Raw genomic sequence first — 16,374 nt, 5'->3', positions numbered from 1 at the left:
CTCAGCAATCAATGCATTACGCTGGAAAACAGGTTAATAATGGCGACGCCACCGACAATCATTGTCATTCCTACAATGGCAGCCAAATCTAACTGTTGACCATAAATCAACCAAGCCACCATCGACACCAACAATATACCTGCCGCACTCCAGATAGCGTAAGCAATACCCAACGGCATGGTTTTTACCGTAATAGATAGCAGATAAAAAGAGATCGCATAGCATAACAAAACAGATACCGTCGATACCGGCTGAGTGAATGACTGGGTTTTCGGCATCATAGACGTCGCCACAATTTCAAAGAGAATAGCGACCGACAACGTGACCAAAGGCGGTAAGGTGGTGATCAATTTCAACATACGGCTAGAATATCCTCAGGGTCAGGTTTAGGTGATATCACTACACAAGCTGCAATTTCAAATGGTTTGAATATGTTGGCATCCTGCCCCAGAAATAACGAAGCCCCGCCAAAGCAGGGCTCGTCATCCAAACGGCGATTATACGCGATTTGCCGCGTATTCGCTAAGTTCATCAACAGACACAGCAGTGATGAATTCGTTGTTCAGATAAAAGTTAACCATCTCGCCTTCTTTTTCGCCACGCAGAACCTGGGTTGTACCGTCTGCATAAGCCACTGACATTTCCAGCGATTTGTCATTCACTTGCTTGATGTCAGCAGAAGAAATCTTCACTGGTGCGGTTGTCAGATCTTTATCCAGTTTCTGGTTGATCTGAATAACAGCGCTCATTGGGGTGTCTGCCACCGCCGGAGATTTACCAGAAATTGGGTTGGTGCCTGTCCAGAACTCGATGGAGTTGAAAATGAACAGGTCAGCCGTCACTGCAATACCGTAAACAGGGCTCATCAGTACGTACAGACCCGCACGTGCATAACGGTTATCTACTGCAGAAAGGTTCAGTTTCATTACCAGGCCAGACGTTGCCATTTGACCGATACAACCTGTCAGCGACACTGACAGTACTGCTGCTGCAACAGCTTTAATTGCAAATTTTTTCATCGTTTTACACACTGTGAGTTGAAAAAGTTGGCGAAGTATACAGCGTATTTTCAGAAAAAAAAGAGAGGTAGATTTGCACGAAAACAGGCTTAATAACACCTCATTCACACCCTCTTGTAAATGTAATGCCAGGCCAGTTAAACAGACGTTAAAGCACCCTGACATTCACCCGATCCACGGCTATTATAAATGCCAACCATTCACGCTATAAATAACAACAAGATTATTGCGCCACCCGTTTGTTTGCTCATTTTTCAATCAGCTGGTTGGCATTCCACCATGCTTCTAAAATCATGACTCACACGTTATAGCGGTACCATCTCCAGATAAAACACACCCGCAAAAATGCGGGTGTGTTTCTTCAAGGGGAGGACGTTGGATTAACCATCAATACCGCGTGATTTCAGGAACTCCGAATACGTACCTTTGAAGTCAGTGATCTTGCCATCACGGATTTCGAGAATCCGGGTCGCCAGAGAATCAACAAACACACGGTCATGTGATACGAAGAACAAGGTACCCTTGTAGTGCTCAAGTGCGGTGTTCAGCGCTTCGATCGATTCCATGTCCATGTGGTTAGTGGGTTCATCCATCAGCAAGATATTGGGTTTGTGCATCATGATCTTGCCAAGCAACATACGTCCTTGCTCACCACCGGAAAGTACTTTCACTGATTTCTTGATATCGTCTTGAGAAAACAGCATACGGCCAAGGAAACCACGCACGGTTTGCTCATCATCACCTTCCTGTTGCCACTGACTCATCCACGCCATCAGGTTCATGTCTTGTTTAAAGTCAGCCGCATGATCCTGCGCGTAGTAACCAATATTGGCATTTTCAGACCACTTGTAAAAACCGGTACGCGGCGCCATTACACCTGCCAAGGTGTTTAGCAACGTGGTTTTACCCACGCCGTTTTCACCAATGATTGCGACACGTTCGCCGACTTCAAAAATACCACTGAAGTTGGAAAATAAATCGTGGTCAAAACCCTGGCTCAGGTTTTCAATTTCAAGCGCATTGCGGAACAGCTCTTTCGACTGCTCAAAGCGTATGAAAGGACTCTGGCGGCTTGATGCCTTCACTTCATTCAGCTGAATTTTTTCGATTTGCTTGGCACGAGAGGTCGCCTGCTTCGCTTTTGATGCGTTTGCCGAGAAACGCGCCACAAAGGTTTGCAGCTCAGCAATCTGAGCTTTCTTCTTCGCATTGTCTGCCAGCAGACGTTCACGGGCCTGTGTCGCTGCTATCATGTACTCATCATAGTTGCCCGGATAAACACGCAGTTCTCCGTAATCCAAATCCGCCATGTGGGTACAAACTGAGTTCAGGAAATGACGGTCATGCGAAATGATGATCATGGTGCAGTTGCGTTCGTTCAGCGTATCTTCCAGCCAGCGAATCGTATCGATATCCAGGTTGTTCGTTGGTTCGTCAAGCAGCATGATATCGGGATCGGCAAACAGCACCTGTGCCAAAAGAACACGCAGTTTCCAGCCCGGTGCCACCGCGCTCATCAGGCCATAATGCTGTTCAACGGGAATGCCCACCCCCAACAGCAATTCACCGGCCTTGGCTTCAGCCATGTAACCGTCCATTTCAGCAAACTGAACTTCAAGGTCAGCGACGCGCATCCCGTCTTCTTCGCTCATTTCCGGAAGTGCATAGATGCGATCACGCTCTTGCTTCACCGCCCACAGTTCTTTGTGGCCCATGATAACCGTGTCAATCACCGTGAAGTTTTCATACGCGAACTGATCCTGGTTCAGCTTGGCGACGCGCTCATTTGGGTCCACGCTGACATTACCACTGGTCGGCTCCAATTCACGGCTCAGTATCTTCATAAACGTCGATTTACCACAGCCGTTTGCGCCGATAAGGCCATAGCGGTTGCCTTCTCCGAACTTGACGGAAATGTTTTCGAAAAGTGGCTTGGCGCCAAATTGCTGGGTGATATTAGCAGTACTTAGCAAGGTATTAATCCTGAACAGAGAATGGGAAAACGCGGCAAGGGTACAGAGTTCGTTCCACTACTTCAAGCAAACAGCAGAACAAGTCACATTCCAGTTGTTACCTCTTCTTGTGTTTATGCAAAAATTTGCACAACATCCCAGGCTCTTACATTGCCAGTTATTCGTCCTCTCATCCTCTATTTCCAAACTACACTTACCGGATGACCTTGTCTCATTTTATGAACAGTCACCACCACCATAAGAACGCACATGAGAGCAGTATGAAAGACAAGATGAAAAGGGCTGTTGCGCATCATACCGGTATCTATACATTGATTCTGGTCGTGGGTGTATTCATTACCCTGTTTATGACCATTTCACCGTCGAATGCATCAGTCGAAGCGGGTGCCAAGCGGGTTTTGTATATCAACGCATTTCACCGGGGTTATGGATGGAGCGATGAAATTGAAAGTGGCTTGCGCGATACCTTTGATGCATCCGGCACAACAATTGATTTATCTGTGGTCTATCTTGATACCTTGCGCCATCAAGGCGCTTCGGTCAGCGAAAAAATAGCCGGGTTGCTTGCGGCGAAAAATATCTCAGCCTCCACCGATCTTGTCATTGCCTCTGACAATGCCGCGGTTGATTTTGCGCTTCAACATCAATCCGTTCTGTTTCCCAACCAGCCCTTGCTCTATACCGCCGTAAAGGACTACTCCCCTGAGAAATTGCAGGCAACAGGCAATACGACCGGTATTTCTGAATACATCGACTACAAAGATGCCGTCGACCTTGCCTTGTTATTACATCCGCAGGCAGGTTCTGTCGTTTTTGTTGGTACTACCACCGAAGGGCATAACCAACGTGTTGTCGATATTGTTAAAAAGCAGGTTATACCTGCTTATGCAGGTGTGATAGATACTGAGATCTTTGTCAATCTATCGATTGATGCACTGGATGCTGAGCTCAGCCAGTTTCCTGCCAATACGTTGGTTTTCCTGCTAAGTAATACCCTTCCGAAAGCAGACGGCACGCAATACAGCCCGGCAGAAACCGCCCGGTTACTGTCTTCCATCACACCTTTCCCACTCTATACCTACTGGCATTCACACATAGGGCACGGTGCCGTTGGCGGGCAAATTGTCACAGGTTACAGTCAGGGAAAAGCGGCTGCACAACTGGCGTTAGAAGTGCTGGACAAAGGCATCAATGCTTCGTTACCTGACGCCCAATCTGCACCTTCTTCGTTGTTTTTTGATTTAGAGGCTCTAGACAAACACAATATTGATCGCAACGCCCTTCCCGAAGGCACACGTTTTATCAATTACCGTCCCCCCATTTGGCAGGAATACAAAATAGAAGCGCTCACCACACTGGTGATCATCTTCGGACTCGCATCACTGGTACTGGCATTTGTACTGCTGACAAAGCGCCAGAGTGACACCATCCACCAGATAAGCGACGAAAAAGAGGAGCTCACACAAGCATTGGACCTCAATCAGGAAGCCCTGGAAGATGCCACCCATCAACTGGAAGAAATGAATCCGATTGATGACTTAACCGGCCTTATCAATTTGCGGTATTTCAATGACATGCTTGATAAAGAACTCCGCAGGGCCAGCCGCTACAAAACCCCGCTTAGTTTATTGCTACTTTCAATTGATCATTTTGAGGAATATAAAGCAGCACAAGGGAATGAGGAAGCAAACAAAGCCTTGACTGATGTCAGTCAGGTGTTATCCCGTACCTGTCAGCGTTCTTCGGATGTGGTGGCCCATCTGGTGGATGAAAAATTTGCTGTCATTCTTCCACATACAACGCAGGAAAACGCCCAGATTGTATGCCAGAAACTTCACGATGCCCTCAAAGTACAAAACGTGCCGTTTATGCTTGCGCCAACTGGCGCATTAACTTTTAGTATTGGACTGTCTTCGCTTGATGCCAGTGATGAGCGCATCAACCCACAACATATGTTCAATACCAGTGAAATGATGCGTATCGAAGCAGAGCGAAAAGGCGGTAATAATACCCGATTCGACGTGATAGCCACCCAGCCCTTATCCAGTCAAGGCTGAGCGCTTCACGCCCCAATAACGCCACTCATCTATTATTTGGTTCATTCGTCGCATACTGGTTTCATCATGAAAAAAATGCGTTATTGTGGCTGGGTTGGTTGTTTTTCCAAATGAAACGGAAAAGCCACTGTGCATCCGAAATACCTTATCGAACGGCGCGCATGAATTATGCTGCGCCTCTTTTTTATATCCACAAAGGCGCTACAAGCACTGGGAAGTCGAATTTTCGAGTGCCTTCACCAAATCAAGGCAGGTTAGGTATTTCAAGACAAAACAAGAAAAACTAACATCCAATTAGTTAGAAAAGATAAAGCACAATGAACCCTACAAACCATTATCTTGATCGTACTCGAATAATCATCGTCGTCGGAATTTGTTCTGTCATTGCCTACATTACCTCCTTTTTAATTGGCGGTGCCTACTATTACCACTTAGCGATTTCCATGGGTTATGGCATCACATTCCATTTTCTCCATCTCTTTTTTTCCCAAAGCTTTCCCTCCTGGAACAACCTGAAAAGAACAACTATCTCCATTTCTGTTGGCTCTATCTTAGGCACCATGAACATGCTGTTCTGGATTTACCAATACCGTGGATACCTCCGCACCGAGGTGCTGTTTCCTACGCTAATCTTCACGGTCTCCTTTGCGACATTCACAGCCTATTTCTTTATTACCCGCGAACGGGCAAGGCGTGCAGAAAACGATTTAAAAGACGTTCAAATCCGTCAGGCAGAACAAGAGAAAGCACTTATAAACAGCCAATTACGTAGCCTGCAAGGACAAATGGAACCCCATTTTCTATTCAACACGCTGGCGAATATCCAGGTACTGATTGATATTGATCCATCTAAAGCCAAAGCGTTACTGGAAAAGATCACCGACTTGCTCAGAGCCAGCCTTAAGCAACAGAGAAAAGAGACCATTTCTCTTCACGACGAGTTAAAGCTGCTCGACAGTTACCTTTCTATCCAACAAATACGCCTTTCTGATCGTATGGGGTTTGATATTAACGTAGACCCTTCCCTTTCAAAACAAACCCGAATCCCTCCTTTTCTTATTCAACCGGCAGTAGAAAACGCCGTCGTCCACGGTATTGAGCCTTCAGTGAAAGGCGGTTATATCCACGTTAACTTCACCAAGCAGGAAAATACGATCACGGTCGAAGTGTCTGATAACGGCATCGGCTTCAACGAAAATTCTAAGGGAAATGGCGTTAGCATGAAGAACGTCAGGGAGCGCTTATCCGCACTATACGGAGAAAAAGGCCAACTTACACTCACCCCCCATCATAGCGGGGGGTTCACGACAAGGATTTCATTTCAATGCGAGCCATAATAGCTGATGACGAACCTATTCTCAGACATCATTTAAGCCGCCTGCTAGGTGCAGTATCTTCAGACATTGACGTTGTAGGCTGTGCAAAAGACGGCCTGGAGGCCATTGAGCTGGCCAAAACATTACAACCTGATATCGTTTTTTTGGATATTCGAATGCCTGGGTTGGATGGAATGGAAGTCGCTGACGCCGTCAACGGTCTCAGCAAACCGCCTCGCATCGTGTTTGTCACCGCGTATGATCACTATGCTATTGAAGCGTTTGAACATGGTGCAATCGACTATCTCATCAAGCCTATCGATGAAAAACGCCTGACTAAAACCTGCAACCGTCTTAAAACCCGAACAAAACCAACACTGAACCCTGATGAGCTGAGCCAAATCCTGACAGAAGCGAAGGAGAAGCAGAAAACGCTCTTAACATGGCTGAAGGCAGCAAAAGGTGATGACATTCATCTGATCCATGTCGATGATGTTGAGTATTTCAAAGCCGAAGACAAATACGTCACCGTGTGTACCAAAGACGCTGAGTACATTATCCGGACACCACTTAGAAACCTGTCACAGATGCTTTGCCAAGAAACTTTCTGGCAGATCCATCGCTCAGTGATCGTCAAAGTCTCTGCGATTAACAGAGTGTTCAAAGACATAACGGGAAAAATGGTGGTGGAAGTAACATCAAAGCGCAGCCAGCTCCCTGTCAGCCGCAGTGCAAATGCGCTTTTCAAACAGATGTAACCCAAAAAATATTTCAGTCTTTCGGTGGCATCATCGTCACTTTATATCAACCAACGGCTATTCATCAGTGAAAACGGCCGTTGGTCTCATCACGCTTCAACTTCCCACAAACTGAGTTACGTTAGCGCTTCAAGGATCAAAAAACGCGGGAGACGCAATGCCACTCAAAGACAAATGGTTGTACCGCATTTTACTGTGTGGACTGGTCGCTTTTGCAATAGACACACCAACCTGGTTGGCAAAGGTCAACGCAACCACAATGGCTCGGACACTACAAGATACCTTTCTGGATGCAACCGCTGGTGATAACGATGCCAACGATCATGTGCTCGATGCTGTCGAAAGCCTACTTATTCAATATCCCGGAGACCCTCTGCTCACGGCCTATTACGGCAGTTGTATGTCGATAAAAGCAAGAGATGCATGGCTACCCTGGAATCGAGCAAAGTTCTCCCAGATGGGTATCAACTCGCTGAATACATCACTCAATCAACTCTCAGACGAGTCGTTTAACAAACCCTATTACGGGCTCAACGAAGGGCTCTATGTACAGTCTCTTGCTGCCATTTCCTTCACTAATATGTCCGATTCACTTGAACAGCAAGAGCGGGGATTTAACATGTTGAAAAGCATGATGACATCGAATGAGCTGGGGTATTACCCCTTCGGTCCCCGAGCTTGGATCCATATCGGCGCAGTGAAAGCGGCCATTAATATGAACAATCAGGATATGGCCAAAAAATGGGCTGACGAAATGCGTAAATTGGCTCCGACACATCCCTATACTTATGAGGCACATGCGCTACTTGGCCATGATATATCATAAGATCTTATTGCCTGAAAATACGGGAAATATGCCGTCACTCACACTCTTCAATTTACTGCCAACAGCAACCAATAAAGCAACTTTTTGCTGATTACATGAGTCTATAACATCAGTATCCCCCAAACTTGAGGCATTAACGATGTCCGCTCGCTTTCTCTCCCTGCTCTTTGTTGTCATTCTCTCTGGATGTGCCCAAAGTGTGTATACCGATTTTGATCAACGGTTTCCTTATCAGGACATTGAGACGTATAACATTGCAGCCAATGTTAATACGTCTCCGATTTCGCTCGACGGCAGTCGCATTGAACGCGCGCTGCAAAATGAAATGCGTGCCAAAGGGTTATCAGACACAGTGGAGTCCCCCGATGTCACCCTGCGTTATTTCATTGAACCAAAAACAGAAAGCATCGCCTATGGTCCTACTTTCAGCATTGGGTATGGCTCACGACGATTTGGCACCCTCTACAATACTCCCATCAGGATAGATCAACGCGATTATGGGCAATTGGTAGTAGAAATGGTGGATACGATATCCAATCACGTTGTTTGGCGCGCGGTCTCCAACCGCAAATTGACAGATGGCATGACCCCAACAAGCAAAAACGCATTCATTAATGAACAGGTTCACGCGATGTTTGAACATTTCCCGCCAAGAAGTACGCCTGAATAATCACAGCTTTATACACCCAAGCAACATCGTCCTAACCACCAGAAATTCGCAAAGAATTAGGTGAGTTTCACTATTGCACCTGTCAGATATAGTGTTTAGTGTGGTATACCCAAACAACCTGAATGTCAGGTTGTTTAGACCTTTATCAAAACTACCTCAGGGTGCTGGGTTTCAGATGACTGGATACATAGGGATCCCATGGGCCATACTGCTGATGGAAGGTATCAAAAAACAATCAGGATATCGTTGTGCAACAACTAGAGTTTCTTATCTCCTTCTTTACGGAAAATAAATTTCTCCTCACCCTGGTGGTGATTGTCGTTTTCGTGCTGATTCGAAGATTGCTGATCAACTTTATTTGGGGAGACACCAATTTTCTTAGCGAAGACCAACGAAAATGGATTTCCCGCACCAAAAATGGCTCTTTTACTTTGCTTTTGTTGATCATGTTCATGATATGGCGTTCAGAGATCAACGAATTTGCCCTGTCACTGACAGCAATAGCGGTCGCGGTAGTAGTAGCGTCCAAAGAAATCATTCTCTGCTTTACTGGTTCTATCCAGCGTGCCAGTTCCCGCTCTTTCCAGATTGGTGAATGGATTGAAGTCGGCACGCTGTGCGGTGAAGTGATTGAACACAACCTGATGGCGACTAAAATTCAGGAAATTGACTTACACCACGGCACCTACAACTACACAGGAAAAACCGTCACCTTCCCCAACAGCTTGTTTTTCACCACACCAGTGAAGAACCTGAACTTTATGAAACGCTATGTTTATCATGAATTTACAATCACCGTAAAAGAGACGGCTAATCTTTACCCTTTGGTGCCCAGTCTCTTGGCAAGAATTGATGACCATTGCGAAGACTTCTATGAAGTGGCAACCCGGTATAACCATGTCATCGAACGTCATGCCGGTGTCGATCTCCCTGGTGCAGACCCACATATCCATGTCACGTCAAGCGACCTTGGCGATCCACAGGTAAATATCCGCATCTTCTGCCCAACCGAGCGCGCAACCGAACTGGAGCAACTTATCCGTGAGGACTTTATGACCATGTATTGTGAGCGCGTCCTGAAACAGCCTCCAGTCAATTTTGTTGAAGACCTGCTCACAGATCCCGACTCAAGCGCCCTGCATTGCTGAACCTGTTTATTCCTTCCCTTCGGCCTGTCTGTTTTTGAAGACAGGCTCTTACATTTCCCGTCCAATATTCTAACTTTGTTAAATCTATCAGGTAAAAAAATCATCATTCCCCAGCATAAAAGTACTTTTATGCACCGCATTTATTCCCTCTTACCTTTTTTTGATCTTCTATTGTTGGGTAGATGTTACCAAAAAATTCAGCGTACATCTTTTCAATCAGAGGAACGAAATAATGCTGTCAAAAAGGAAAACACTAACGACTTTTGCCGCTGCCTTTGCGGCACTTTCTGCATCCGCTTACGCCGCCACGGAGCTCACCATTGCAACGGTGAATAATGGCCACATGATTGAAATGCAGAAACTGAGTAAAGCGTTCGAAAAACAAAATCCTGATATCAAACTCAACTGGGTCACACTGGAGGAAGGAGTACTTCGCCAACGTGTCACGACCGACATTGCAACCAAAGGCGGTCAGTTCGACGTGATGACTATCGGCATGTACGAAACCCCTATCTGGGGCGAGAAAAGCTGGCTGAAAGAAATCCAAACTAACGCAGCCTATGATGCCGAAGACCTGCTCCCCGCTATGCGCGCTGGCCTGTCTTACGATGGCAAACTCTATGCAGTCCCTTTCTATGGCGAAAGTTCCATGGTGATGTACCGCAAGGATTTGGTCGATAAAGCAGGCATGACAGTCCTTGATCGGGCTACCTGGGGTCACATTCGTGATGTGGCAGCGGCTATCCACGATCCTGACAACGGCGTTTACGGCATTTGCCTTCGCGGTAAACCCAGTTGGGGTGATAACACTGCATACATCACCACGATGGCGAACTCTTTTGGTGCACGCTGGTTTGACGAGGACTGGAAACCGCAATTGACCTCCCCCGAATGGTAACATGCCGTCAGCTTCTATGTGGATATTCTGGACAACTATGGTCCCCCGGGTTCCAGCTCTAACAGCTTTAACGAAATACTGGCGCTGTTTAACGAAGGGAAATGCGGCATGTGGGTAGATGCTACCATTGCGGCTTCTTTCATCTCTGATCCCAGCCAAAGCAAAGTCGCCGACAAAGTGGCCTTCGCACAAGCCCCTGTAGCTGTCACTGACCGTGGTGCCAACTGGCTTTGGGCATGGGCGCTGGCAATCCCGGCAGCAACCAAACATGCAGAAGCAGCACAGAAGTTCGTGACATGGGCGACCTAGAAGGATTACATCAATCTGGTGGCGAAAGAAAACGGCTGGGCAAATGTCCCAACCGGTACCCGTCAATCCACTTACGATAACCCCAACTTCCAGAAAGCAGCCATATTTGCAGACGCGGAGCTGGCGGCCATAAACTCCGCAGACCCGGCAAACAGCACATTGAAACCATCGCCCTACATCGGCGTGCAGTTCGCCGCCATTCCTGAATTCCAGGCAATTGGCATCGCTGCCGGTCAGCAATTTACCTCCGCACTTGCCGGTAAGATCTCTGTTGAGCAAGCGCTGAAAAACGCCAATAAGTCAGCAGACCGCGAAATGCGTAAATCTGGTTACTACAAGTAATCCCCAGCTTGCCGGGCAGCCCGCTGCCCGGTTTCATTTTTAGATTTAGTGGTAATTGAAAATGCAAAAATGGTTGCCTCGGCTGTTGGTTGCACCGTCCTTTGTTAGCTTGTTGCTGTGGATGATCGTTCCGCTGTCTATGACCATCTACTTTTCAACCATCAGATATAACCTACTTTATCCGGGAGACAACGAATTCATCGGTTCGATGAACTTCGAATTTTTCTACACGGACGAAGCGTTCTGGCCAGCTGTCATCAACACCTTAACACTGGTAGGCATGATACTGGCTGTGACGGTAATCGGTGCGCTGGTCATCGCTATCGCACTGGATAAACCTTTCTTTGGCCGCGGGATTGCCCGTGTGCTGTTGATATCACCATTTTTCATCATGCCGACAGTCAATGCTCTGATCTGGAAAAACATGATGATGCACCCAGTGTATGGGGTATTGGCTGCCCTTTGGGAAAGCGTGGGATTACAACCTGTTGATTGGCTCGAGCAATACCCTCTTGGCTCTATCATTGCCATGATCAGCTGGCAATGGATGCCCTTTGCACTGCTGATTTTCATTACATCGCTCCAGTCGATGGACCACGAGCAAAAAGAAGCCGCACTGCTCGACGGGGCAACGGGCTGGCAGGTTTTCCGGTACCTGACCCTGCCGCATCTCGCACGCCCTATCGCCGTAGTCATGATGATTGAAACCATCTTTATGCTTTCTGTGTTCGCGGAAATCTTCGTCACAACGGGTGGCGGTCCAGGCTATGAATCCACCAATCTGGCCTTCCTTATTTTCGGACAGGCATTGATGCAATTTGACGTTGGTGTCGCATCTGCAGGCGGATTAATTGCCGTGATCCTCGCCAACATCGTCGCTTTCTTCCTGATCCGTGCGATCGGGAAAAACCTTGTCACTTAGGGAGGCTACATGGCTAAACATGTTTCATTAATCGACCAAACAGGGTGGCTCCGTCCTATCATTTGTTGGGCACTGGCCCTTCTGGTGTTCTTCCCTATCCTGATGATGCTGATCACTGCATTCAAAACCGAGCAACAGGCGATCGAAGTTCCGCCAAGTTTTATCTTTGAACCGACCATCGAAAACTTTGGTCTGGTTCAGGAACGCAGCGACTACCTGAAGTTTGCCACCAACTCGGTCATCACAGCATTCGGATCGACCATCCTTGCACTGCTCATCGCAATCCCTGCCGCATACTCCATGGCGTTTTACCCCAAAAAGTACACCAAAGATATGCTGCTTTGGATGCTATCGACCAAGATGCTTCCTGCCGTAGGGGTACTGGTACCGATTTATATCCTCTGTCAGAAAACCGGGCTGCTCGACACCACACTGGCACTGACGATCATCTATACCCTGATCAATTTGCCTATCGTGGTGTGGATGTTGTTCTCCTACTTCAAAGATATTCCAAGAGACATCCTCGAAGCCGTTCGGCTCGATGGCGCTGGTACACTGGGCGAAATACGCCATGTACTGCTTCCCTTGTCTCTCGGTGGCATTGCCTCCACGGCGCTGCTCTCCATCGTGTTGAGCTGGAACGAAGCCTTCTGGTCTATCAACCTCACTTCGGCCAACGCGGGCACACTCGCCACCATGATTTCGACCTACTCCAGCCCTGAAGGGCTGTTCTGGGCGAAGCTTTCCGCCGCATCTACGCTGGCCTGTGCGCCTATCGTCATTCTCGGTTGGTTCTGTCAGAAACAACTGGTCCAGGGATTAACTTTTGGGGCTGTAAAATGAGTTACTTACAAGTCAATCACTTATATAAAAAATACGGTGACGCGCTCGCGCTCAAAGACATTGATTTCGACATCCAGAAAGGGGAGTTTGTGGTGTTTGTCGGGCCATCAGGCTGTGGAAAATCCACACTGTTGCGCACCATTGCTGGCTTGGAAAACGCGTCAGGCGGCAATATCCATTTAGACGGACAATCCATTATCGAGACCCATCCTTCCAAGCGCGATGTTGCCATGGTGTTTCAAAGCTATGCACTTTATCCACACATGTCTGTCAAAGACAATATGTCCTTTGCGCTTAAGCTAGCAAAACGTCCGCAAAACGAAATTGAAACCAAGGTAGCCAAAGCGTCAAAGGCGTTGAAGCTCGATGAACTGCTGGAAAGAAAACCCAAGGCGCTTTCCGGTGGTCAACGCCAGCGTGTGGCAATTGGCCGCGCCATTGTCCGGAACCCCAAAGTGTTCTTGTTTGATGAGCCGCTCTCCAACCTCGATGCTGCACTGCGCGTGGAAATGCGTATTGAGCTTTCCCGCCTGCATCAGGAGTTGGGGGCCACCATGATCTATGTCACCCACGATCAGGTTGAAGCGATGACGCTCGCTGACAAAGTGGTGATCATGAGCCAGGGCGAGGTCGCCCAAATCGGCAGCCCTCTGGCACTGTACCACCAGCCTGCCAACCAGTTTGTCGCTACCTTCATTGGCACACCGAAGATGAACGTACTCACTGTGGATAACGTGCTGAAGACCGGTAGTATGCTCGATGTACATTTCAACACCAATGCCCGTGTCCAACTCAGTGAATCACTGTTTGAGCAGGGTGCTGCTGATGCCAAAGCCATTGGTTTTCGTCCGGAATCCCTCACCTTCTGTGAACCTCACGAAGGCGAGCTGACAGGCGACGTTGAAGTCATCGAACAGCTAGGCTCTGAAACCCTCACCTACATCCGGACCCTGACCGGAGAAACCGTTGTGGTGCGGGCAGAGCCTAAATACACCCCGCCTCTGCGCCAAAGCATTGGCGTAAAGCTCGACCCACGGCGTATCTACCTATTTGATGCGAATGAAAACGCCGCCAACATTTACGGAGAGGTCAGCCATGTCTGAACACAAACGACTCGTCCATTTCGGTGTCGGCGCATTCCACCGTGGTCACCAGGCATATTACCTACACCTGTTGAACCAACAGTTAACGGAAAATGAACGCTGGTATTATACCGGTGTAAACTTACGCGAAGAGACCCGCGCCATTCCCCTGGCATTGAAAAGGCAGCAAGGGCATTTTCACTTCAAGCGAATCTCACCGGATGGGCGTACCCAGTACATCGAAATCACCAGTATCGACAGGATAGAGGATGCATCGGCAGATCCTGGTGTTATCAAGAAAATATTCAACGACAACGCAGTCAAAGCCCTCACTATCACAGTGACAGAAGCAGGCTACTACCTGACAGAAACAGATGATTTGAATCTCCAACACGATGAGATTACACATGACATACACGTGATTAGTGCCGGTCATGGTCAACCTAAAACCCTCTATGGCTTCCTCGCCCTTGCCTTGCTGGCACGCAGCGATATGGTTAAAGGCGCGATCACCGTGGCAACCTGCGAGACAACGGCAAACGGCTCGAAAAAGCCTTCAACCAGTTTGTTGGTGCCACGGGAAATACCCGTCTTGGCCTTTGGATTGGTGACAACGTCACTTTTCCTTGTTCGATGGTAGATAGGATTACACCAGTGCCACCCGCCACTCTTTCTGAGGAAGTCCAACATGCCGTTGGTGCCCACGATGCCTGTCCCATCATGGGAGAGGATTTCGAGCAGTGGGTCATCGAAACAAAGCTAGCGACCGATTTTCCGCCGTTGGATAAGGTAGGCGTCACCTTCACCCATCATGTCCAGGCTTACGAAGAGGCCAAGATCCGTATTCTCAACGGCGGGCACTTCGGCCTTTCCTATATCGGTGCCCTACGGGGATACAAAACGTACGATGAAAACATGCGCGACAGCGAATTGAATGCCTTACTTCAGGACTACCACCAAAACGAAGTGATCCCAACACTTCATGAGTCTCCTTTTGATTTGGAGAACTATCGCCAAATCATTGTGCTGCGCTTTGGCAACCCTCACATCGCGGATTCTATCGAGCGTATCGCCATGGACAGCATCAGTAAGTTCCCCCAGTTCATTCTACCTACTGTGGCACTGAATCTGGAACGCGGCTACACCCCTACCGCTGCAATAACGCTGATCACCCATTGGTACTGTTTTCTCTCGTTGTATCTGGGCGGCCGCTTTCGCTTCAACTATAAAGATCCTTATCTCCACATTGCTGAGAGGTGGATGCAAACATCAGATCCTGTCGCTGCCTTTCTTGCTGATCCCGATATCTGGCAAGGGTTAAACCACCGCTTTCCGCGCTTCGCCGAACAACTCGGAGCGCAAATCAAAGAAACACTTGATGATTATCAGGAGCGCTATCCATGACCCACTCAGTTCAACTCAACGGCGCACCACTGCTGAAGGGTAAAGTGGCACTTCTCAGCGGTGCAAATGGCGGCATTGGCCTCGCGGTGGCCTATGCCTATCTCGCCAGTGGCGCAAAGTGTGTGATTGCGGACCTTCCGCTGGAACCCTCGCCAGGTGTCGCCGCCCTGTTAGGCCGGTATGGTGACCATGTGGCCTACCAGCATTGTGACATTACTGATACTAAAGCCCGCCGTCATTTAGTGACCTCAACCCTTTCTCTTTTTGGGCAAATTGATATTTTGTTTAACAACGCTGCCATCTTTGACATGGACCCCTTGTTAGACGCCACAGAAGAACAGTACGACAAGTTATTCAACATCAATGTCAAAGGCATGTTCTTCTTAATGCAGGATGTCGCCAATACCATGGTCAATGCGGGAAATGGTGGCAAAATCATCAATATGGCATCACAGGCAGGCCGTCGTGGCGAAGCGCTGGTCGCACACTACTGCGCAACCAAAGCTGCCGTGATCAGTTATACCCAGTCTGCCGCTCTGGCACTCGCAGAGCACGGCATTACGGTCAATGGTATCTCTCCCGGCGTGGTCGATACCCCCATGTGGGATCAGGTGGACGCCCTGTTCGCCAAATACGAAAACAGACAGCCCGGCGAGAAGAAAAAACGTGTCGGCGAAGACGTGCCACTTGGTCGAATGGGTGTTCCCAATGACATTGCCGGCATGGCCCTTTTTCTGGCTTCGCCGCTTTCCGACTACATTACCGCCCAGACTTACAATGTCGATGGCGGCAACGTGATGAGTTAAG

At 48.2% G+C, this 16,374-nt stretch carries 14 protein-coding genes and 2 pseudogenes; 13 read left to right on the top strand and 3 right to left on the bottom strand.

Annotated features, from left to right (window positions below; all coding sequences use genetic code 11):
• Positions 1-8: 8 nt before the first annotated feature.
• The 3 genes from AC6IB1_RS01005 to AC6IB1_RS00995 all read right to left on the bottom strand — a co-directional run bounded on the left by AC6IB1_RS01005 (position 9) and on the right by AC6IB1_RS00995 (position 2,992).
• Entirely contained in the window at positions 9-359 is a 351-nt protein-coding gene (locus AC6IB1_RS01005; RefSeq protein WP_497566534.1) for a DMT family transporter, read from the bottom strand.
• 138 nt (positions 360-497) lie between these two features.
• Positions 498-1,019: a DUF3332 domain-containing protein gene (locus AC6IB1_RS01000; protein WP_497566533.1), complete on the bottom strand. Its 522-nt coding sequence runs from the start codon at positions 1,017-1,019 to the stop codon at positions 498-500.
• 380 nt (positions 1,020-1,399) lie between these two features.
• On the bottom strand, positions 1,400-2,992 hold the full coding sequence (locus tag AC6IB1_RS00995; protein WP_497566532.1) for an ABC-F family ATPase: 1,593 nt from the start codon (positions 2,990-2,992) through the stop codon (positions 1,400-1,402).
• Between the two features lie 260 nt (positions 2,993-3,252).
• Here AC6IB1_RS00995 and AC6IB1_RS00990 point away from each other — a divergent pair, with 260 nt between their 5' ends.
• The 13 genes and pseudogenes from AC6IB1_RS00990 (at position 3,253) to AC6IB1_RS00925 (ending at position 16,373) form a co-directional block, all read left to right on the top strand.
• A complete protein-coding gene (locus tag AC6IB1_RS00990) occupies positions 3,253-5,049 on the top strand; it encodes a diguanylate cyclase domain-containing protein (protein WP_497566531.1) in 1,797 nt (598 codons plus the stop codon).
• Positions 5,050-5,366: 317 nt separating this feature from the next.
• Positions 5,367-6,386 (top strand): sensor histidine kinase, encoded by a 1,020-nt coding sequence (locus AC6IB1_RS00985; protein ID WP_497566530.1) that lies wholly within the window; start codon positions 5,367-5,369, stop codon positions 6,384-6,386.
• Positions 6,374-7,123: a LytR/AlgR family response regulator transcription factor gene (locus tag AC6IB1_RS00980; RefSeq protein ID WP_114995705.1), complete on the top strand. Its 750-nt coding sequence runs from the start codon at positions 6,374-6,376 to the stop codon at positions 7,121-7,123. Before AC6IB1_RS00985 ends, AC6IB1_RS00980 begins: the two co-directional genes overlap by 13 nt.
• Positions 7,124-7,280: 157 nt before the next feature.
• The gene (locus AC6IB1_RS00975) at positions 7,281-7,949 is read left to right on the top strand and encodes a hypothetical protein (RefSeq protein WP_497566529.1); all 669 of its coding nucleotides are present in this window, start codon (positions 7,281-7,283) and stop codon (positions 7,947-7,949) included.
• Between the two features lie 139 nt (positions 7,950-8,088).
• The gene (locus AC6IB1_RS00970; RefSeq protein WP_497566528.1) at positions 8,089-8,619 is read left to right on the top strand and encodes a DUF4136 domain-containing protein; all 531 of its coding nucleotides are present in this window, start codon (positions 8,089-8,091) and stop codon (positions 8,617-8,619) included.
• Positions 8,620-8,867: 248 nt separating this feature from the next.
• The gene (locus AC6IB1_RS00965; protein WP_497566527.1) at positions 8,868-9,767 is read left to right on the top strand and encodes a mechanosensitive ion channel family protein; all 900 of its coding nucleotides are present in this window, start codon (positions 8,868-8,870) and stop codon (positions 9,765-9,767) included.
• Positions 9,768-9,999: 232 nt separating this feature from the next.
• A pseudogene (locus AC6IB1_RS00960) lies at positions 10,000-11,316 on the top strand (ABC transporter substrate-binding protein).
• A 61-nt stretch (positions 11,317-11,377) separates the two neighbouring features.
• Positions 11,378-12,238 carry an ABC transporter permease subunit gene (locus AC6IB1_RS00950; protein ID WP_497566525.1) on the top strand — a complete coding sequence of 287 codons (861 nt, stop codon included), beginning with the start codon at positions 11,378-11,380 and terminating at the stop codon, positions 12,236-12,238.
• A gap of 9 nt (positions 12,239-12,247) precedes the next feature.
• Positions 12,248-13,081, top strand: a complete 834-nt coding sequence (locus tag AC6IB1_RS00945; RefSeq protein WP_497566524.1) for a carbohydrate ABC transporter permease — start codon at positions 12,248-12,250, stop codon at positions 13,079-13,081.
• The gene (locus AC6IB1_RS00940) at positions 13,078-14,184 is read left to right on the top strand and encodes an ABC transporter ATP-binding protein (protein ID WP_497566523.1); all 1,107 of its coding nucleotides are present in this window, start codon (positions 13,078-13,080) and stop codon (positions 14,182-14,184) included. Before AC6IB1_RS00945 ends, AC6IB1_RS00940 begins: the two co-directional genes overlap by 4 nt.
• Positions 14,135-14,883: pseudogene (locus AC6IB1_RS00935) on the top strand (mannitol dehydrogenase family protein); the annotation flags it as partial. The gene AC6IB1_RS00940 and the pseudogene AC6IB1_RS00935, both read left to right, overlap by 50 nt.
• Positions 14,884-15,567, top strand: coding sequence for a mannitol dehydrogenase family protein (locus AC6IB1_RS00930; RefSeq protein WP_497566677.1), 684 nt, complete (start codon positions 14,884-14,886; stop codon positions 15,565-15,567). It begins immediately after the preceding pseudogene.
• Positions 15,564-16,373 carry an L-iditol 2-dehydrogenase gene (locus AC6IB1_RS00925; RefSeq protein ID WP_497566522.1) on the top strand — a complete coding sequence of 270 codons (810 nt, stop codon included), beginning with the start codon at positions 15,564-15,566 and terminating at the stop codon, positions 16,371-16,373. The genes AC6IB1_RS00930 and AC6IB1_RS00925 overlap by 4 nt, the downstream gene beginning before the upstream one ends.
• The last annotated feature ends 1 nt before the right edge of the window (position 16,374 follow it).

The organism is Grimontia sp. THUN1695, from assembly GCF_059704325.2.
Note: the sequence above shows the minus strand (reverse complement) of the source record. Positions and strands in the feature narration are given on the sequence as shown.